The 18,240-nt window shown below is 65.2% G+C and carries 16 protein-coding genes; 3 read left to right on the top strand and 13 right to left on the bottom strand.

Going from position 1 to position 18,240, the window contains the following annotated elements; genetic code table 11:
* Positions 1–14: 14 nt before the first annotated feature.
* From pcaF to J7355_RS13730, 3 genes are all read right to left on the bottom strand, one after another.
* Positions 15–1,223 carry a 3-oxoadipyl-CoA thiolase gene (gene pcaF, locus J7355_RS13720; RefSeq protein WP_209063639.1) on the bottom strand — a complete coding sequence of 403 codons (1,209 nt, stop codon included), beginning with the start codon at positions 1,221–1,223 and terminating at the stop codon, positions 15–17.
* A gap of 414 nt (positions 1,224–1,637) precedes the next feature.
* Positions 1,638–2,975, bottom strand: a complete 1,338-nt coding sequence (locus tag J7355_RS13725; protein ID WP_209063641.1) for an adenylosuccinate lyase family protein — start codon at positions 2,973–2,975, stop codon at positions 1,638–1,640.
* Positions 2,976–3,031: 56 nt separating this feature from the next.
* Positions 3,032–3,832, bottom strand: a complete 801-nt coding sequence (locus J7355_RS13730) for an IclR family transcriptional regulator C-terminal domain-containing protein (protein ID WP_209063768.1) — start codon at positions 3,830–3,832, stop codon at positions 3,032–3,034.
* Between the two features lie 296 nt (positions 3,833–4,128).
* On the opposite strand from J7355_RS13730, the gene J7355_RS13735 reads away from it, so the two are divergent.
* Positions 4,129–5,580 (top strand): aldehyde dehydrogenase, encoded by a 1,452-nt coding sequence (locus J7355_RS13735; protein ID WP_209063643.1) that lies wholly within the window; start codon positions 4,129–4,131, stop codon positions 5,578–5,580.
* Positions 5,581–5,625: 45 nt separating this feature from the next.
* Here J7355_RS13735 and J7355_RS13740 read toward each other — a convergent pair whose 3' ends face one another.
* Both J7355_RS13740 and J7355_RS13745 read right to left on the bottom strand, forming a co-directional pair.
* On the bottom strand, positions 5,626–7,245 hold the full coding sequence (locus tag J7355_RS13740; RefSeq protein WP_348523040.1) for an MFS transporter: 1,620 nt from the start codon (positions 7,243–7,245) through the stop codon (positions 5,626–5,628).
* Positions 7,133–7,582 carry a hypothetical protein gene (locus tag J7355_RS13745; protein ID WP_209063647.1) on the bottom strand — a complete coding sequence of 150 codons (450 nt, stop codon included), beginning with the start codon at positions 7,580–7,582 and terminating at the stop codon, positions 7,133–7,135. Before J7355_RS13745 ends, J7355_RS13740 begins: the two co-directional genes overlap by 113 nt.
* A gap of 388 nt (positions 7,583–7,970) precedes the next feature.
* Between J7355_RS13745 and J7355_RS13750 the strand changes: the two genes are divergently transcribed.
* Together J7355_RS13750 and J7355_RS13755 are read left to right on the top strand one after the other, a co-directional pair.
* Positions 7,971–9,665, top strand: a complete 1,695-nt coding sequence (locus J7355_RS13750) for an L-lactate permease (protein ID WP_209063649.1) — start codon at positions 7,971–7,973, stop codon at positions 9,663–9,665.
* A 150-nt stretch (positions 9,666–9,815) separates the two neighbouring features.
* Positions 9,816–10,223, top strand: a complete 408-nt coding sequence (locus J7355_RS13755; protein WP_209063651.1) for a heme-binding protein — start codon at positions 9,816–9,818, stop codon at positions 10,221–10,223.
* Between the two features lie 78 nt (positions 10,224–10,301).
* On the opposite strand, the gene J7355_RS13760 is transcribed toward J7355_RS13755, so the two are convergent.
* The 8 genes from J7355_RS13760 to J7355_RS13795 form a co-directional block, all read right to left on the bottom strand.
* Entirely contained in the window at positions 10,302–11,501 is a 1,200-nt protein-coding gene (locus tag J7355_RS13760) for a sulfotransferase (protein WP_209063652.1), read from the bottom strand.
* Between the two features lie 179 nt (positions 11,502–11,680).
* A complete protein-coding gene (locus J7355_RS13765; RefSeq protein ID WP_209063654.1) occupies positions 11,681–12,214 on the bottom strand; it encodes a hypothetical protein in 534 nt (177 codons plus the stop codon).
* Between the two features lie 72 nt (positions 12,215–12,286).
* Entirely contained in the window at positions 12,287–12,583 is a 297-nt protein-coding gene (locus J7355_RS13770; RefSeq protein ID WP_209063656.1) for a hypothetical protein, read from the bottom strand.
* A 12-nt stretch (positions 12,584–12,595) separates the two neighbouring features.
* Positions 12,596–13,927 (bottom strand): arylsulfotransferase family protein, encoded by a 1,332-nt coding sequence (locus J7355_RS13775; protein ID WP_209063658.1) that lies wholly within the window; start codon positions 13,925–13,927, stop codon positions 12,596–12,598.
* Between the two features lie 181 nt (positions 13,928–14,108).
* Positions 14,109–14,540, bottom strand: a complete 432-nt coding sequence (locus tag J7355_RS13780; protein ID WP_209063660.1) for a hypothetical protein — start codon at positions 14,538–14,540, stop codon at positions 14,109–14,111.
* Between the two features lie 107 nt (positions 14,541–14,647).
* The gene (locus J7355_RS13785; protein WP_209063662.1) at positions 14,648–15,325 is read right to left on the bottom strand and encodes a 7-cyano-7-deazaguanine/7-aminomethyl-7-deazaguanine transporter; all 678 of its coding nucleotides are present in this window, start codon (positions 15,323–15,325) and stop codon (positions 14,648–14,650) included.
* 69 nt (positions 15,326–15,394) lie between these two features.
* Complete coding sequence (locus tag J7355_RS13790) at positions 15,395–16,687, bottom strand: AarF/ABC1/UbiB kinase family protein (protein WP_209063664.1); 1,293 nt, start codon at positions 16,685–16,687, stop codon at positions 15,395–15,397.
* Positions 16,674–18,089 (bottom strand): SDR family NAD(P)-dependent oxidoreductase, encoded by a 1,416-nt coding sequence (locus J7355_RS13795; protein WP_209063666.1) that lies wholly within the window; start codon positions 18,087–18,089, stop codon positions 16,674–16,676. The genes J7355_RS13790 and J7355_RS13795 overlap by 14 nt, the downstream gene beginning before the upstream one ends.
* Positions 18,090–18,240: the final 151 nt, after the last annotated feature.

Genomic DNA, 18,240 nt, shown 5'->3' on the forward strand with positions numbered 1-18,240 from the left:
GCTCCTTACGGGCGTCAGACCCGTTCGATCACGGTGGCGATGCCCTGGCCGACACCGATGCACATCGTACACAGGGCGTAGCGGGCATCCGTTCGTGCCATTTCATGCAGCGCGGCACTCACGATGCGTACGCCCGACATGCCCAGTGGATGCCCGAGCGCGATCGCGCCACCGTTCGGGTTGACGTGCGGGGCGTCGTCGGCCACACCAAGCTCGCGCAGGCACGCCAGGGACTGGCTCGCGAACGCCTCGTTGAGCTCGATGATATCCATCTGATCGATCGACAGACCGAGTCGGTCGAGCAGTTTGCGCGAGGCATGAACCGGTCCCATGCCCATGATGCGCGGCTCGACCCCGGCGGTGGCCATGCCGAGAATGCGCGCCTTCGGTTGTAGGTCGAACTGCTTGATCGCGGCGTCGCCGGCCACCAGCAGCGCGCCGGCGCCGTCGTTCACGCCCGAGGCGTTGCCCGCGGTCACCGTGCCGTCCTTGCGAAACGGCGTGGGCAGCTTGGCGAGTTTTTCCAAAGTGGTGTTCGCGCGCGGGTGCTCGTCGGTATCGAACACGATCGGGTCGGCCTTGCGCTGCGGAATCTCGATGGGGGTGATCTCGTCGGCCAGCCGCCCGGCCTCACGCGCGGCTTCTGCCTTTTGCTGGGAGCGCAGGGCAAAGGCGTCCTGATCCTCGCGCGAGACCTTGTACTGCTCGGCGACGTTCTCGCCGGTCTCGGGCATGGAGTCGATGCCGTACCACTGCTTCATCAACGGATTGACGAAACGCCAGCCGATGGTGGTGTCCTCCAGAATCTGCTGGCGGCTGTACGCGGATTCGGCCTTGGCGAGCACATACGGCGCGCGCGACATGGATTCCACGCCGCCGGCCAGCATCAGCTGTGTTTCACCGGCGCGAATGGCGCGCGCGGCGGTGCCGATGGCGTCCATGCTCGAGCCGCACAGGCGGTTGAGCGTCGAACCGGGCACGCTGGTCGGCAGGCCGGCGAGCAGCGCGCTCATCCGCGCCACGTTGCGGTTGTCTTCACCGGCCTGGTTCGCGCAGCCCATGATCACGTCGTCGATCGCGGCCGGGTCGAGGTTCGGCGCCTGTGCGACCACAGCCTTGATGATGTGCGCGAGCATGTCGTCCGGTCGAACGCTGGACAAGGTGCCGCCGAAGCGGCCGACCGCGGTACGGGCGGGATGGCAGAGATAGACGTTTTCGGACATGTCGAGGCCTCGTTGTGGTTTGTCAGGTAAGCGTTTCGCGTTGGTACCGCACGGGCTGTTCGTGGTTGTCGGACGTGTGCGCGGTACCGCTCTCGTCAACAAGGCGCGTATCCGCAGCGATGTCGTCCATGGCCGGACTGTGCGTCACGCACGGCGCGATACGACAACCGCGTGTTCGTTTTCTCTCGTCGCCTTGAGTCCGTGCCCGGAAGACTCGAATGAACTGCGCATTTTTGGCTCAGTCGGCATGGCATAGAGAATCGAGCTAGCGGACTGCTGCCATGAACCTGCGACAAACTGTGTGCGTATCGCGAACACGCGTTTGTATCGCGAATAAGCTAAAGCGTGGAGGTTAGAGCGTCAACGCTGCGTCGGTCGCCATCAGCACTACCGCGATGACGGTGAGGGGCATTCTTAGAATGCTGACAGTGCAATGCGTACACGTTCGACATGTGCTGCACCCGCACCGGTATGTGCGGCGGGATCAAGTGCCGCGCGCAGTGCGGCGTCGCCAATCACGGCCGCGACTTCCGGCTGTGCGAGGAGGGCGTCCGCCAAACCGCCGCCCGATTCCCGGGCGCTGGCGGTGGCCTGCTGAACCAGTTCAGCGGCGCGTTCTCTGTCGATATGCTTTGACAGTAAGTCTGTCGCCGGGCCGGTAAATATCGCGCCGCCCGTTAGGGCGAGGTTGTACCGCATCCGATCCGGATGGACAGTCATGCCGGAGAGCAGTTGCTGCAACGTCTCCAGCGCACCCTCGGCGAGTAGCACGCTGTCGACCAGCGGGGCCCATTCCGCATGCCATTCGCCCAGGCCGCGCTCCATCGGTTGTGCGCCCGCATTGTGTAACAACCCGACGGCAGCATGAACCTGGCGTGCCGCCGCGCGGATGCGCGCACAGCCCACCGGGTTGCGCTTGTGCGGCATCGAAGACGACCCGCCGGCCCCGGTGGTGGCGGGCTCGCTGACTTCCCCGATCTCGGTCTGGGCCATCAACGCCACGTCGAGTGCAATCTTCTCCGCGGCGACGGCCACCGCGCCCAAGGCGTCGCCGAGTGCCAGCACCGGCTGGCGATCGGTATGCCAGGGCAGCATCGGAGAGGTCAGGCCCAGCTCGGCAGCGAGCGCGTCCATGAGGTCGAGCCCGTTGTCGGCGAGGCCCGTATGCACGCCCACGGGCCCGCCGAACTGCACGAACAGGCCGTTCGCGGTGGTCTGCGCCAGACGTTGTTCGGCCTGGGCCAGCCCCCAGAGCCAGTGCGCGACCTTGGCGCCGAAGGTGATCGGCATGGCCTGCTGCATCAGCGTGCGCCCGATCATCACGGTATCGACGTGGCGATCCATCAGCGCGAGGCCGTCGCGGCGGCAATCGGCCAGAAGTGCCAGACAGCGGTTCAGTCGTGGCTTGAGCACCAGCATGAGCGCGGTATCGACGATGTCCTGACTGGTCGCACCGCGATGAAAATCGCCGCGCAGCGCCGGTTCGAGCTGCGCCTTGGCCTGTTTCACGAACGGGATCGCCACATTGCCGCCATCGGCGCTGTCGGCAGCGAGCGCGTCCATATCGAAAGCGTCGACGTCGAGTTGGCCTTCGATACGCGCCGCGGTGCCGGAGGCCAGTAAGCACGCGTCTTCCTGTACCCGCGCCAGCGCGATCTCGACGCGGCACATGGCCTCGACGAACGCGCGGGCCGAACAGGCAGGTTCGCCGGTACGACTCATGAAGGGATGGCGAATGAACGAATCGAGCATGGCAAGCGCATGTATGGGACAGGCGCCCGAGTGTGGCATGTCGCGCCGGGGGTCGGTCAGTTCACTTGGCTGGCGATCTCGCGACAGGTCTTTTGCAGCAGCGGCAGAAAGCGCTGCATGAGCGTTTTCTTGTCCACGCGCGCGGCGTTGGTGCTGATGTTGATCGCGCCCAGCAGGCTGCCGTGCATGTTGTAGACCGGCACCGCGAGCGAGCGCAGGCCGGATTCGAGCTCCTGGTCGACCACGCAATAGCCCTGTTCGCGCGCCTCGTCGATATGCGCTCGCAGCTTGTCCACGTCGGTGACGGTTCGCGGCGTGTAGGTTTCCAGCGGCATGTCGCGAAGCATTTTCGACAGCGCGTCGGGTTCGAGCATGGCCAGCAGCATGCGGCCCATCGATGTGGTCGCGGCCGGCAGATGCGTACCCACCGAGAGCGCAATCGTCATCAGGCGGTGCGGTGCAGCGGAACGGGCGACATAGATCACGCTCGAACCCTGCAGCACGCCCATCGACGACGACTCGCCCGTCACTTCGGTGATGTGTTCGAGATGCTGTCGTATGACGGCCTGGTAGTTGTTGGCCGACAGAAACGCATACCCCAGCTGCAGCGTGCGCGGCGCGAGTTCGAAATAGCGATCCTGACGGCGTACGTACCCCAGTCCGTGCAGCGTGAGCAGAAAGCGACGCGCCTTCGCGCGGTTCATGCCGGTTTGTGCGGCCACCTCGCTGAGCGTCATGCGCGGGTGTTCGGCGTCGAAGGCGCGAATCACCTGCAGGCCGGTGGCCAGGGCGGTGACGAAATCACGGTGATCGGGCGCCAGGCCCGCGGGGTTGTCGTCGATAGGTTCGGCGGCCACGTCGTGCTCGGAAAAGGTCAGGTTGAGCCGAAGTGTAGCAACCACTGACGGTGTTCGTAATGCGAACAGCGCTTGTTTTGCCCATTCGAGCGAACCTGAAGCCGGATAAATCAATGAAAATCAGGGGCTAAAAAGGATTCCGCTGGTGCCAAGAAAACGACCCGGAACACGCGTCGTCGGTACGCCTTGCGTGCGGCGGGGCGCTATGCGAACTTTCGTTCAGGCCCGTGACACCGGGGCGACGATGAGAGCGGTGCCACACGCAGTGCGCCGGATACTCGAACGAGGAGAATACAGTGCAGGACATCAAACTACTGATCGGCGGCGAATCCCGCGCGGCGAGCAATGGCGCTACCTTTGATCGCTGTACGCCGGCCTCCGGCGCGGTCGCGACGCGCGCTGCCGCGGCGAGTGTGGCCGACGCGAATGCCGCGGTCGATGCGGCGCATGCGGCCTTCGCCGAATGGTCGCAGATCGGTCCGCATGCCCGTCGCGCCAAGCTGCTGGCGGCCGCGGAGGCCCTGGAGGCGCGCACCGAAGCGTTCATCCAGCACATGGTCGATGAAACCGGCGCGACCACCGGATGGGCGGGCTTCAACGTGCACGTGGCCGCCGGCATGTTGCGCGAGGCGGCTGCGCTCACGACCCAGGTCGCCGGGCAGACGATTCCGACGGATGTCCCCGACAACTTCGCGTTCTCGATGCGCGTGCCCTGTGGTGTCGTGCTGGGCATCGCGCCCTGGAATGCGCCGATCATCCTCGGAACACGGGCGGTCGCTACGGCGTTGGCCTGCGGTAACACCGTGGTGCTCAAGGCCTCGGAACAGTGTCCGGGTACCCATTGGCTCATCGGCGAGGCGTTGGTGAGCGCGGGCCTCGACGCGGGCGTGGTCAACGTCATCACCAACGCGCCCGAGGACGCGCCCGAGCTGGTCAAGGCGCTCATCGAACATCCGCAGGTGCGGCGGGTGAACTTTACCGGCTCGACCACGGTGGGGCGCATCATTGCAGAAACCGCGGCGCGTAAGCTCAAGCCCGCGCTGCTGGAGCTCGGCGGCAAGGCGCCGTTCGTGGTGCTCGACGATGCCGATCTCGATGCAGCGGTCGAAGCCGCGGCCTTCGGGGCGTTCTTCAATCAGGGCCAGATCTGCATGTCCAGCGAGCGGCTGATCGTGATGGACAGCGTGGCTGACGCATTCGTGGAGAAACTCGCCCGCAAGGCACAGAGCCTGCGCGCGGGTGATCCGCAGCAGGAAGACACGCCGCTGGGCACGCTCATCGGCGAACCGGCGCGCGTCAAGCTCAATGAACTGATTGCCGATGCGCGCGACCACGGCGCGGATATCGCCTGTGGTGGCGAGGCCGACTCGGTGATCATGCAGCCGACGGTGGTGGATCGCGTCACGCCCGCCATGCGGCTGTATGCGGAGGAATCCTTCGGTCCGGTGGTGGCGATGATCCGTGCCGCCGATGAACAGGAGGCGATCCGGCTGGCGAACGACACCGAGTACGGCCTGTCCGCGGCCGTATTCAGCGGCGACGGGGCGCGCGGCATGCGCGTGGCCGGTCAGATACGCTCGGGCATTTGCCACATCAACGGCCCGACCGTTCACGACGAGGCACAGATGCCCTTCGGTGGCGTGAAGAGCAGCGGCTACGGCCGATTTGGTGGTCAGGCCGGCATCGCCGAGTTCACCGAGCTGCGCTGGATGACGTTGCAGACCGGGCCCCGTCACTACCCGATCTGAGCCGGGCCACGCGCCGGGGCCGCGCGATCACGCAGCCCCGGCAGCTCATGTCGTGCCGTGTTCGCTGCGTGTTTTCAGAAACGCCAGCGCCGCGGCGGCAATCACCGCGCCGCTGGCCATCACGATCGCCACGCCCTGCAGCCCGAAGCCGCCCTCGAACAGAAAGCCCGCGATGATCGGCGACAGCGATGCGCCGCCACGGCCAATGCCGATGGCAAAGCCGGTGCCCGACGCGCGTACATGGGTGGGAAAAGCCTCGGCGAACAGGGCATACAACCCAACCACACCGGCGTTGGTGAAAAATCCGGCGCTGGCCGCGATCAGCGCCAGCCCGGTTAGCGTGCTCTGGCCGCTGCCGAATACCGACACCATGGCGAACGAGATCAGCAGTACGGCGATCGTGAGAAGCCGCACCGGATAGCGACGACTCAGAAAGCCCAGCATCGCGCCGCCGATCGCGCCGCCCACGTTGGCCCAGACGAGAACGCCCGCGGCCGACGACGCTTCGAAGCCCATGTCGACCACGATCTTCGGCACCCATTTGAGGATGAAATAGAACGTGGCGATATGGGTGAAATAGGCCAGCGTCACGATCAGTGTGGTGCGATACAGCGCGGGGCTGAACAGGTCGCTGGTCGCGCCCTTGAATTCTTCCTTGCGGGGCGGGGGCAGGGCATCCGCCTTGGGGTGTCCCATGCGTTCGAGCGTGCGGTTGACGCGGTCGAGCGCATTGTTCGGCTGACGCTGGCACAAAAAGGCCACGGTTTCGGGTAGCCGAAACCACACGATCGGAATGAACAGCAGCGACACGCCGCCACCGAACCAGAACACGGCCCGCCAGTCGTAGTACTGCAGCAGCCACGCGGCGACCGAGCCTCCTAGCACGGCGCCGATCGGGTAGCCGATGGCCATCAGCGACACGGCCAGATTGCGGTTCTTGTCGTTGCTGTGCTCCGCAGCCGCGGCGTTGGTCGCGGCGAGCATGCCGCCGATCCCGAGGCCGGTGAGCAGCCGCCAGATCGAAAGCGTGGTCACGCCCGTAGCGGTGGTCGCCAGCAGCATGCCGGCCGACATCACCACCAGGCACCCCAGTATCATCGGGCGCCGGCCTTTCTTGTCGGTGATGCCGCCCAGCATTATTGCGCCGGCAGCCATGCCCATTAGTTCTACCGCGAGCACGAAGCCCAGCGCGGCACGGTTGATGCCCCATTCGGCGGCGATGCCGGGTGCGGCAAAACTTATCGAGAGGACGTCGAATCCATCCAGGCCATTGAGGCAGATCGTGATACCGATAGCCATGATCTGATATGGCGTGAGCGTCGACCGCGCGACGATCTGATCGGGCGTGGTGGCCATTTTTCTGCTCCTCCGGCGTTGTCGATCGCGGGTCGGTCGAGATTCCGATTGGGCTCTTGTACCAACCCGGCGGCCGGGTATCAGCGTACGTGCCGCGAACACGAGTTCGCAAAGCGATGTACCGCGATGTGCAACGCCGAATAACGACTCGAGATGCTTGCCGCAGGGCCGGCCGCTACTGCGACCGTCGAGCAGGTCAGGCCGCGCGTACCCGCTGGACGCGGACGTCCGAGATGTCGTCAGGCGGGGTCGTGAAACGCCAGACCAGCGGCGCGAGATCGCCGACCGATTCGCCCGTAGGCGCCGCACCGCTGATATGCAGCGCGATCCATTGCGCCAGCGACGCGCCCGGTTTGTGTTCGCGCTGTGGATTGTTGAAATGACGCTGTAGCAGTTGCCAGGAGATTTCGATGGCGAAGACAGCGCTGGCCGGGTAGTCGCGGCCGGGCAGGGTGGGGTTCGGCCGTGCCGGCAAGGCCACGTTCAAAACGGTGCCTGCGCGAGGATCGACATCGGAATGCCGGCCCAGTTCGACTTCTGCGCCGGCGGGCAGTGCCTCGGCCAGTTGGCGACGCAGCCCCGCGGCCCGCCAGCCCTCGAACGGGATGACGCGGCTGTGTTCGGTGACGAGGGCGATCGCTTCCATGGAATCCGTATCGGCCGCCCGGTGCGGGCCTTGAGGGGGGCCGTGTTCGCGCGGTTTTTGCCGTTCGCGCGCATCGCCTCGCGAGCGCGCCACCGTTCGGGAACTTGAAGTCGTCAATTAGTAGTAGCTCCCGTGTCGTTGTATGGCGCCGGCTTGCAGGTGTGTGCTGGCGCTCGCAAAGCCTGCAGACCGCGCTGTCGAGCCTTGCGTGGCGGTTCGCGGGGAAACCGCGCGTGCGCGGCGCGCGGATAACAAGCGCTTCGACCGCATTCGTGAATTGTCGTTTCACGAATATCGTGATTAGCTTTGCGGTCTTCGTGGGGCGCCTGGCGCGACCGGTATCCGGCCGGGCCGTCCGCGAATACTTTCAATTTCAGGGGAAAGGTTCATGGTTCCGATTTACATGTCGCTATTGGCATTCGTGCCACTAGTGCTCGCCGGTGTGATGCTCATCGGCTTTCGCATGCAGGCTCGTACCGCGATGCCGGTGGTGTTCATCGTCACGGTGCTGATCGCGCTGCTGGCCTGGGATATGAGCGTCACCCGTGTGGCGGCCTCTAGCCTGCAGGGGCTGATGCTGACGATCTCGATTCTGTGGATCATCTTCGGCGCCATCCTGCTCTTGAACACACTCAAGCACTCGGGCGGCATCGCGGCGATTCGCAACGGCTTTTCCGGTATCAGCCCGGACCGGCGTATCCAGGCGATCATCGTCGCGTGGCTGTTCGGCTGTTTCATCGAGGGCGCCTCCGGCTTCGGTACGCCGGCCGCCGTGGCCGCGCCGCTGATGGTCGCCTTGGGCTTTCCCGCGTTGGCCGCGGTTGTCGTGGGCATGATGATTCAGTCCACGCCGGTGTCCTTCGGCGCCGTGGGTACGCCCGTCATCGTCGGTGTGACCGGCGGTGTTCAGAAGTCGCAGATCACCGAGCAGCTGGTGGCCAACGGCTCCGACTGGGAGCCGTACTTCCGGCTGATCACCTCCGAGGTGGCGATTACGCATGCGATCTGCGGCATCCTCATGCCCCTGATCATGATTACCGTGATGGCCCGCTTCTTCGGTGAGAAGAAGTCCTGGGGCGATGGCCTTGCCGTGGCGCCGTTCGCGCTGTTTGCCGGCGTGGCTTTTGTGGTGCCCTACGCACTGGCGGGCGTACTTCTTGGCCCGGAATTCCCGTCGATGATCGGCGCCATGGTGGGTCTGGCCATCGTCGTGCCGGCGGCGCGACGCGGCTTTCTCATCCCCAAGGAGCCGTGGGACTTCCCGGAAAGCAGCAAGTGGCCCGAGGAGTGGATCGGCAACATGGAGATCAAGGCCGACCACGTCGCCGGGCGCACGCCGCTCACGCCGACGATGGGCTGGGTGCCGTACGTGCTGCTCGCCGCTCTGCTGGTGATCTCGCGCACGGTCGAGCCGATCACCAACGCGCTCAAGTCGGTCGCCATCGGCTGGAGCGACATCCTCGGCCAGGACGGCATCTCGGGCTCGATCCAGCCGCTGTACCTGCCGGGCGGCATCATCTGCATGGCGGTGCTCATCACCTTCTTCCTGCATCGCATGCGCGGTCCGGCCATGGGTGCGGCGTTCAAGGAATCGACCAACACGATCCTGGGCGCCGGCTTCGTGCTGATCTTCACGATCCCGATGGTGCGTATTCTCATCAACTCGGGTGTGAACGGTTCGGATCTGGTGTCCATGCCGGTGGCGATGGCGCAGCTGGTCGCCGACGGCGTGGGTCATATCTATCCGCTGTTCGCGCCGGCTGTGGGCGCACTGGGCGCTTTCATCGCCGGGTCGAATACGGTGTCCAACCTCATGCTGAGCGACTTTCAGTTCAACGTGGCCGCCACGCTGGGTCTGTCGACCGCCATGATGGTGGCGCTGCAGGCCGTGGGTGCCGCCGCCGGCAACATGATCGCCATTCACAACGTGGTCGCCGCGTCTGCCACCGTGGGCCTGCTGGGCCGCGAAGGCACTACGCTGCGCAAGACCATCCTGCCGACGCTGTACTACTGTGTACTGGCCGGCGTGATCGGTCTGATCGCCTTCTATGGCATCGGCGTGGTCGACGGCTTGATGAACTAGTCGTCGCACCCGACGGAAAGCGGCCGCTTCGGCGGCCGTTTTTCGTTGCGCCGGCGGTCTCATTCCGGTTCGTCACCGCGGCGAGTCGACGCAGCGTTTATAGTGGCCGCACTTCACCCTTTCATTTGTCAGCCAACGGGAAACCCCGCCATGCAACAGAAATCCGTAATCACGCTTGACGACGCAAACACCATTCTCGACGCGGCGCAGAAGGAAGCCGAGTCGCAGGGCTGGAACGTGTCGATCGCGGTCGTCGACGACGGCGGCCATCTGGTCGCGCTGCGCCGTCTTGACGGCTGCGCGCCCATGGGCAGCTATGTCGCCACCGAAAAGGCCCGCAGCGCGGCGCTGGGCGGCAAGGAAACCCAGGCGTTCGAGGACATGATCAACGGCGGGCGTGCCGCCTTCCTGTCCGTGCCCGAGCTCAAGGCGACGATGACCGGCGGTGTGCCGGTGATGGTCGACGGCAAGCTTGCCGGTGCCGTGGGCGTGTCGGGTGTCAAGCCCGATCAGGACGCGCAGACGGCCAAGGCCGGCATCGCGGCCGTGACCGGCTGATCGCGTTCGACAACGCGCGAAAGAAAAGCGGCGTCCGGCTTGGCCGGGCGCCGCTTTTTTATGGGCGGTTGGCGCGGTTCAGCTATAGCCGTAGCGCGCGGCCACCGGGCCGGTGATATCGCGGATGATGGCCAGTTCCTCGTCGCTGAAGGCGGGTTTGTAATAGCCGGGCATGCGCAGCCGCGACGCGGCGGCATCCAGCGTCGCCTCGTCCACGTCGAGCCCGCAGTGGGCATAGAAGCCGGTGAGGACCTCGTGCGAATTCGTGCACATGTCTTCATAGCGCACGATGAGCGCGGCATCCTCGAGTTTTGGATCGGCGTCGATACGATCGGCCACGTCGGCATAGATCATGGCCCAGTAATGGGCCCAGCCTTCCACTTCATGGCCGTCGGCCCAGAGATTTTCCACGCGCTCGAGCGTGGCCTGGTCGCCGGTATGAATCGGTCGGCGGTCCAGACCGAACTCGAAGTGGCCGACCCGCCGCATGTGCTCGAGGGCACGCGGATGCTCGCGCTCGCCGGCCTCGAACAGGGTCTGTTGTTTCATCAGCGAGGCGATATGCCAGACCGGATCCCGGATCGGCAGCACGAACCGCGCGTCGTCGAACATCTTCTGCAGATACTGCAGCCGCATCAGGTTGTAATTGCCTTTTGCGGCATAGCGCTTCGCGTCGCGGATCGCGAGTACCTTGCGGATATGCTCGGCGTAGAACCGCTCGAACTCCGGTGCGCTCGTCTGGGCGTTCAGTACGCTGCTGTGGCGCGGGTCGTGGGTGTCGGGGAAGAACGCCATCCACAAAACTTCCTCGAACGCCTCGGGGCTTTGCGATGTGACCGCGATACCGTCGCCGTGGGCGCGTTCCTTGGCCGTCTCGTCGGCCTGGGGCACGCGTGCCAGCCAGCGGTCCCAGAGCCAGGGGGTGAATACCGGCGGAAAATCGCGATAGCGATGGGTGCCGACCGCGGGATGCTCGGCGAGCAGTTCGAGCAGAATGGTCGTGCCCGAACGCGCGAGCCCGGCGACATAGATCGGCGCATCGATGGTCACATCCGCGATGGCTTCGCCGGCCATGCGCGTATCGAAATTGCCGAGCCGGATGGCGCCGCGCGGGTGGCGATGCTGCCAGCCGCCGACCCGGTCGATCCACGTGGGCACGGCGAAACTCGCGATCGCCGCATCGCTGGGGCGTGATCGCGCCGTGGGTTTGCCGTTGTCGGTGGGCGACGCGTTGGAGGCCGTTTTGTCCACGGCGGGGGACGGGTCTTGGTCGCTCATTCGATTTTCGCCCATTTGTAGATCAGCAGCGAGACGATGAACATCACCGGGATGAACACGAACAGCCAGGAGCGCATCCAGCTTGGCCCGAACGGGATTACCTCGAGCGTCGGCAATGCGATACGAACCTGTTCGACCGGCGCATCGTCGGGCAGGTAGCCCAGCGGGTTCTCGGCCAGTCAATGCCACCACGGCTGCTTGGTCACGATGCCCACGGGGGCGTTCATGTCGATGTCCACGATGGACTCGCCGTCGGCGTTGACGCTAAGCCGGGCCGGGTCGCGGTCGCCCTGCCAGTTCGTGGCAAAGCCTTCGGGAACGGTCTGAATCGTGGGCGGCGCGCCGCCTTCCGGCATGGCATGGCCGTAGTTCGTCTCAGCCCAGAGCAGCAGCGCAAGCAGGGGCAGAATCGCGAGCAGGGTGCCGGGTACGACCAGGCCGACGTGGCGAAACGCGCTGACGAACTGATCCTTGATCAGCGGACCGGCGTCGGCGAAATCGCCGTCGAAGGCGTTGAGCCGCTGACGCGCCGCCTTGGCTCGGCGCTTGGCCTCGCCGATGCGCGACTGTGGCGACAGCAGCTTGTAGAGAAACATCGTGACCACGGCGCCCAGCAGCGCCCATATCGCGAGTCGCACGGCGGCCGGCAGCACGCTCGCCATGGCGGCGTCCAGCAGATCGAAGATCGGCGCCGGCAGATCGAAAAGCCCCATCGGCTGTCTCCAGAAACAAAGGCGCTGCCGGCAGGCCGCTCACCGCGGCCCGGCGGCAGCGCCGAGGCGTGGTTACGAGTTGGACGAATGCTCGTGTGAGCTGTCGCCGTGATGTGCCGTCTTGTCGGCGGCCGCGGCGTTGGCGGCTTCCTCCTTCTTGCGGCGGCGCATCCGGCGGATCGGCCAGAGCACGACGAACAGCAGCGCGGCGCCGATCGCGGCGACTACGCCCCAGAGCGCGCCGAGCAGGCTCAGGCCTGCACCGGGGCCGACATAGGCCTGTGCGGCGGCAAACGGGGCCAGCATGAGTGCGGCGGCGAGGCCGCTGCGAATCAGGGGCGTCGGGGTCTTGTGGCTGAGCTTATTCATGACGTTGTCCTCCTAGGGGGTCTGAATGCTGTCGCGAAATTCGGGGGTGAGTTCGTCCGGGCGCAGTCGCTGGCCGGACGACACCACCGGGATGTGCTGATTCTCGTCTCCGGCGCGCTTGGGATTGAAGAACTCCCAGACGATGCTGCCGTCGCGTGTGACCTCGAACAGGCGTCCGCCATCGGACTCGGTGATCAGACGGTTCCCGTTCGGCAGGGTGATGAGGGCGCCGCGCAGCCGGCTTTCGAACGGATGCGCCTTGTCGCCTTCGTAGCGCCAGACGATTTCCTCGGTCACGGGGTCGACCTCGAGCGCACGGGTGAGGTTTTTCGGCAGGAAGTGGCCGTAGTTGTCGAACAGGGTGAAATTGCCGTTCGGCAGCGCGCGGGCCGAATGCTGGCCGAGCCAGGAGCCGGACATCGCCCAGGTCAGCTGGCCCGAGTCCAGGTCGATCAGCGCGGGCGTGCCCGGATGCCGAAACGACACCAGCACCTGGTTGCCGCGCCCCTGGGCCGGTTCGAAGGACTGGGCGAGCTCGTCGTCGATGAACTGGACGCTGTTGGTGTGCAGCGGGTCTTCCACCGCGAAATGCGCGATATTGGTCAGCAGCGGCTGAAAGCGAGATTCGTAGAACGACTCGAACAAGGGAATCTTGGACTGTTCCTCGCCGGTCTCGCCGTCGAGCACCACCACGTAGTCGTTCAGGAACGGGTTTGCCAGCGCCGGGAAATCCTCGAATTTCTTGTCCGAGAACGCGTGCGTGAGCACGATGACGCGCCCGTCCGGCGTGATGTCGAAATCGTGATGCGTGGCGCCGTGATACTTCCAGATCACGTTCGAATCGGCGTCCAGACGAACCATGCCGTAACCCCAAGGCGTATCGCCCGCGGTGATATAGATGGCGAGCAGATCCCCGTTCGGGTACATGATCGCCTTGCGCCAGTACATCAGGCCGTCGTCCTGGGCACCACGGCCGGCGGGGTTCGTGGACCAGAGCTTGCTGTAGGGCAGGGTCCAGCGATGGACTTCGTTGCCGTCCATGTCGACCAGCGAGGCGACCGGACCGCCGCCCGACGTGTAGAGCGTATAGCCTTCGTAGGCGCGCGCGGGATCATGGATGGTGACGCCGCGACGCTCCGTGCGGGCGATGCGCCACTGGTCGGTCTGCGTATAGGGATCGTCGATCGAATCCTGCACAATCAGGGCGTGCCCCGCCTTGTACGCGTCGTTGACGAATTCGTAAGGAAACACCTTGGCGAGCACGACCATGGTGCCGCCAAGAAAGGCGAGAAAAAGACACGCCACGAAAAACGCCGCAAAACCGACGCGATCCGCCTTATCCATTTGTTGAACCCTTGATCCAGGGTCCCATACACCGCGTTCAGACCTGAATCGCGGCGCCCTCGGCTCGATTAGGACATTAGCATTTTTCTAAAGGTTCCGTTAGCGAAATGTCATCGATATGGTGATTTCGCGCCGGAATTCGCGTCGCTGCCATGGCCGTGGCCGATCACGTCGATCGCACCTATCTGCGCGCATCTATACGAATGTACACGCCCTCGTCGGGCGCCTGCGTCGCGTTGTCGAACGCCAGTTGCTGCCACTGACGGCGGGGCAGCAGCCGCTGTGTGGTCACCGTGTGCGAACCGTTTGCCCCGGCATAGGTGAAAGCGATGGAAACCGTCATGTCGCCGCTCGCGGCATCGCTCACCGTATAGTCGAGCCGCGCATCGCGCGTTGCGATACGCCCGGCATCGCGCGCGGCGACGGTGAATTCCAGCCGCCGCGGTTGCGCGGCGGCGCTGGTCTGCGGGTCGGCATTCACGCCGTAGCGGATCTGCACCGTGAACGGCTTGTCCGCGGCGCGATCATTCGCCGACTGGGCGAACGTTGGCGTAGCCGCCCACAGGCTCAGGATGAACAGGCCGATGGTCGGGCGGAATCCTTTTCTGCGCATTGCGGGCCCCCTGCAGCCTTGGCTGCCGTGCTTGTGGTGCCAGCGCCCGGCGCATGCCCGGTGACCGGCCATTGCACCGGTTATAGCACGGCCCGCGCGTGTTTTGATCAGCGTGCGGTTGGCTGCGTACGCGGTGTGGTATCGGCCGCGAGCGCGAGCAATCGCTCGGAGAGCACTGCCAGCAGCGCGCCGTAAAGCGGCAGGAACAGGCACAGGCTGATCAGCAGCTTGAAGGCGTAGTCCACGCAGGCGATCTCGAACCAGTGTTCGGCCATGAAAGGGTTCGACGACCCCACGAAGGCGATCGAGAAGAACAGCAGCGTATCCAATGCGTTACCCACCACGGTGGACGCCGCGGGCGCCACCCACCAGCGCGAACGGGCGCGTAGTCGGCGGAACACGCCAATATCCAGCAGCTGACCGAACAGATAGGCACAGAAGCTGGCCAGCGCGATGCGGGCGACGGCCCCGTTGAATTCGACCAGTGCGTCGAAGCCGGCGAAGCGGGCATCGACATAAAGCACCGAGAAAAGATACGACACCAGCAGGGCCGGGCCCATCACCGCGAACACGATCCGGCGCGCGGTGGCCGCGCCGAAGATGCGAACCGTCAGGTCGGTGGCCAGAAAGATGAACGGAAAGCTGAATGCGCCCCAGGTGGTATGCCAGCCCAGCAGCGTGAAGGGCAGTTGCACCAGATAGTTGCTGGCCGCGATGACGACGATGTGCAGCACGGCGAGGGCGATGACGACACGACGCCACTGGGCGTCGGAAAGCACGGACATGGACATGGCCTTTTTACTGACGGGGTGAGGGAACCCGTGAACACGTATGACGCGAGCCTGCGCAGGATACTAGCTCGGCTCGCGCGCGTCTGCCGGCGGGTCGTACGCGCCGGCGGCGATGGCCTCCAGTTCGGCGTAAAGGTCGGCTTCGGCATGGATGCTGCGCAGAATCCAGTACAAGCCGCTGAGCGTGCGCATAAGAAACACCAGTTCCGGCGCGGCGTTGAACAGTTTCCAGTGGCGCAGCGACTTGCGAATCTCCCCGCGTATGGATTCGATCAACCCGTCGTCGCCGAACACGTAATGTGGGTTGTCGCGCAACGGGCCGAGGGAAGCCGCCGCATGGCCGGCGTAGATCTCGGTATACAGCTCGCTGTGGCGCGCCCAGCTGCCGGGCGGCACCACACCGAGGCGCTGCAGTGCGTCGTGTACGTCGGCCCAGCGGCTTTCCAGTGCGGCCGCGACCACGTCACGCAAACCGGCCCGTGTGTCGATGTCGAGGCGTTTCACGCAGCCGAAATCGTAAAGGGCCAGCCGGGCGTCGTCGGTGACGCCGAAATTGCCGGGGTGGGGGTCGGCATGCAGCACGCCGTGGGTGAACACCTGGCGGTTGATCGCACTCACGATCGCCTGGCCGAGATCACCCGGTGCCTGGTCAATGGGCGCCGAGGGCACATGACTGGTCACGAGCACGGCGTCGGTGCACAGCTCGGGTACCGGTTCGGGCAGCACGAAGCGGGGCAGGCCGATCGCACGCAGCGATTCGAGATTGCGCAATTCGTGGCGATAGTCGGTTTCCTCGATGAAGCGCTCGCGCAGTTCATCGAGCACGGCGTCGATATCGCTGCCGCGAATGGGCAGAAACCGCGACAGCTTGAGCAGGCGGCCGAGGTTGGCGATATCGGCATCCACGGCATCGGCCACGCCGGGATAGCGGATTTTGATGACCACGTCGCGGCCGTCCGCCAGTTGGGCGCGATGCACCTGGCCGATGGAAGCCGCGGCCAGCGCGCTCTCGTCGATATGCGCTACGAGCGCACGCTGTTCTTCGGTCCACGTCGCGTCGAGCACGGGTTCGAGCCGTTCGAAATCCCAAGGCTCGGCGTCGCGCTGAAGGCGCGCGAGCTGATCGGCCAGCTGTTCGGGCAGGAAATCACGGTACTGCGAGGCGATCTGGCCGAGCTTCATGGCCGCGCCGCGCAGCCCGCCGAGAGTGTCGAACCAGTCCTGGCCGGTCTTCTGCCAGCTCTTGGCGCGATCGTAGCCGGGCATGGTGTGCAGCACGCCGCGGCCGAGACTGCGCACGCCGGCGCCGATGATGCGCCGGCGGCGGGTGCGTTGTTCGTCGTTATTCGAAGCCATGAACCGGAATATCGCTCTCGTTGCGAAGCCAGCCATAAAGCGCCTGCGCATCGCTCGGGCGTACCTGTGTATTCGGCAGCACCGCGGTCGGATGCGGAGTGCGGTCGAGAAAGAACTCGCCCTGGCAGTGGTTGGCTGCTTCGGCCGCGCCCAGCCAGACTGCGGTATCCGCGCCCATGCGCGCATCGCGCAGGAACCGGCCCATCACTTTGTCGAAGCCCGGCAGGGATTTCGTCACCCCCGGCGTCGCCGCCCAGCCGGGATGCATGGCGTTGAACCGCACGCCGGCATCGCCGTAGCGACGCGCCCAGTGGCGGGTCAGCGCGACGAGTCCGCGTTTGGCGCGCGCGTAGGCCTTGCTGGCGCTGTAATCCGACTGTTCGAGATTCATATCGTCGAGCACCAGCGGCTGCAGATACATGCCGCCGCTGGACATGTTCACCACGCGTGCGCCGGCAGCGATGAGCGACCCCATGAGCGTTTCCGTGAGCACAAAGGGTGCGACCAGGTTGATCGCCAGCGTGCGCTCGAAGCCGTCGTCGGTAAGCGCGTGCGTATCGAACATCGCACCGGCGTTGTTCACCAGCACATCGATACGCGGAAACCGTTCGGTCAGGCGTTCGCCCAGGGCCCGGGTCTCGGCGACGTCGATCAAATCGGCCTGTTCGGCATGGATACGTGCGATATCGCCGCCGGCGAAATCGTGCACGGTCTGGCGCGAGGCGGCGAGCTTGTCGGCATCGCGGCCGACGAGCACGACCGTCGCGCCCAGGCGCGCGTATTCGCAGGCGATGGCTTCGCCGATACCGCTGGTCGCGCCGGTGACGACCACGACGCGATCGTCCATGAACTCGCTATGCGACTTGTCGTCGAGCGCTAGATAGCCGCGTTCGGTGAACATGGGCGCGGCGAGCACCAGGCTTCGATCGGCCGCGTAGCTGGGCCAGCTCTGGCGCGGCACGGTGGTCTTGATGGTGAGCGCGTCGGCGAGGCCGGCCACCGCCTTGCGGCCGACGCGTTTGAACAGCGGCCGGGCGAGCGTTTCGCTGAGCCGCAATGCGCCCGAAAGCCGGAAGTCCGCGCGATAGTCGATTTGCGCACTGCCGGCCGCGTTGGCCGAGATGGCAATCGTCTCGGTCGAGCGGATGCCGTTGCCGTACATCTCGAGTTCGATACGGGCATCCGGTTTTAGTGCCGTGATGCGGTAGCGCAGCGTGGCACGACGCCCGAAAAGGCTGACGGTCACATCGAATTCGCTGCCCACCGCCGGTGTGCCCGGGGTGATCTTCTCGGCGCGATAGACCCCGGGGTCCCATTGCTCGCAGGTCGAGAAATCAAGCAGATAGCGGTAGCAGTCGGCAGCGGCGCGGGCGACGCGAACGGTTTCGTGGAGTCGGATCATGTAAGAACGTTTGCGACCAAAGTCGAGTAGTACGCCAGTTTGTGCAGTGCGGTTGAGCACTGCAACTGTCATCACGCTGTCAGGCAACCGTCATGGTCGTGCATTGAGCGCCGGGTAAGTTCTGGTCCGCCTGTGACCGATCAACCTGAGG

This window comes from Endozoicomonas sp. G2_2, assembly GCF_017744135.1.
Lineage (GTDB): Bacteria > Pseudomonadota > Gammaproteobacteria > Nevskiales > Salinisphaeraceae > Salinisphaera.

Coding starts and splice junctions, on each gene's coding strand:
- pcaF (WP_209063639.1), bottom strand. CDS start 1,223: ATGTCCGAAAACGTCTATCTCTGCCATCCCGCCCGTACCGCGGTCGGC.
- J7355_RS13725 (WP_209063641.1), bottom strand. CDS start 2,975: ATGCTCGATTCGTTCATTCGCCATCCCTTCATGAGTCGTACCGGCGAA.
- J7355_RS13745 (WP_209063647.1), bottom strand. CDS start 7,582: ATGGAAGCGATCGCCCTCGTCACCGAACACAGCCGCGTCATCCCGTTC.
- J7355_RS13750 (WP_209063649.1), top strand. CDS start 7,971: ATGGTTCCGATTTACATGTCGCTATTGGCATTCGTGCCACTAGTGCTC.
- J7355_RS13755 (WP_209063651.1), top strand. CDS start 9,816: ATGCAACAGAAATCCGTAATCACGCTTGACGACGCAAACACCATTCTC.
- J7355_RS13760 (WP_209063652.1), bottom strand. CDS start 11,501: ATGAGCGACCAAGACCCGTCCCCCGCCGTGGACAAAACGGCCTCCAAC.
- J7355_RS13765 (WP_209063654.1), bottom strand. CDS start 12,214: ATGGGGCTTTTCGATCTGCCGGCGCCGATCTTCGATCTGCTGGACGCC.
- J7355_RS13770 (WP_209063656.1), bottom strand. CDS start 12,583: ATGAATAAGCTCAGCCACAAGACCCCGACGCCCCTGATTCGCAGCGGC.
- J7355_RS13775 (WP_209063658.1), bottom strand. CDS start 13,927: ATGGATAAGGCGGATCGCGTCGGTTTTGCGGCGTTTTTCGTGGCGTGT.
- J7355_RS13780 (WP_209063660.1), bottom strand. CDS start 14,540: ATGCGCAGAAAAGGATTCCGCCCGACCATCGGCCTGTTCATCCTGAGC.
- J7355_RS13785 (WP_209063662.1), bottom strand. CDS start 15,325: ATGTCCGTGCTTTCCGACGCCCAGTGGCGTCGTGTCGTCATCGCCCTC.
- J7355_RS13790 (WP_209063664.1), bottom strand. CDS start 16,687: ATGGCTTCGAATAACGACGAACAACGCACCCGCCGCCGGCGCATCATC.
- J7355_RS13795 (WP_209063666.1), bottom strand. CDS start 18,089: ATGATCCGACTCCACGAAACCGTTCGCGTCGCCCGCGCCGCTGCCGAC.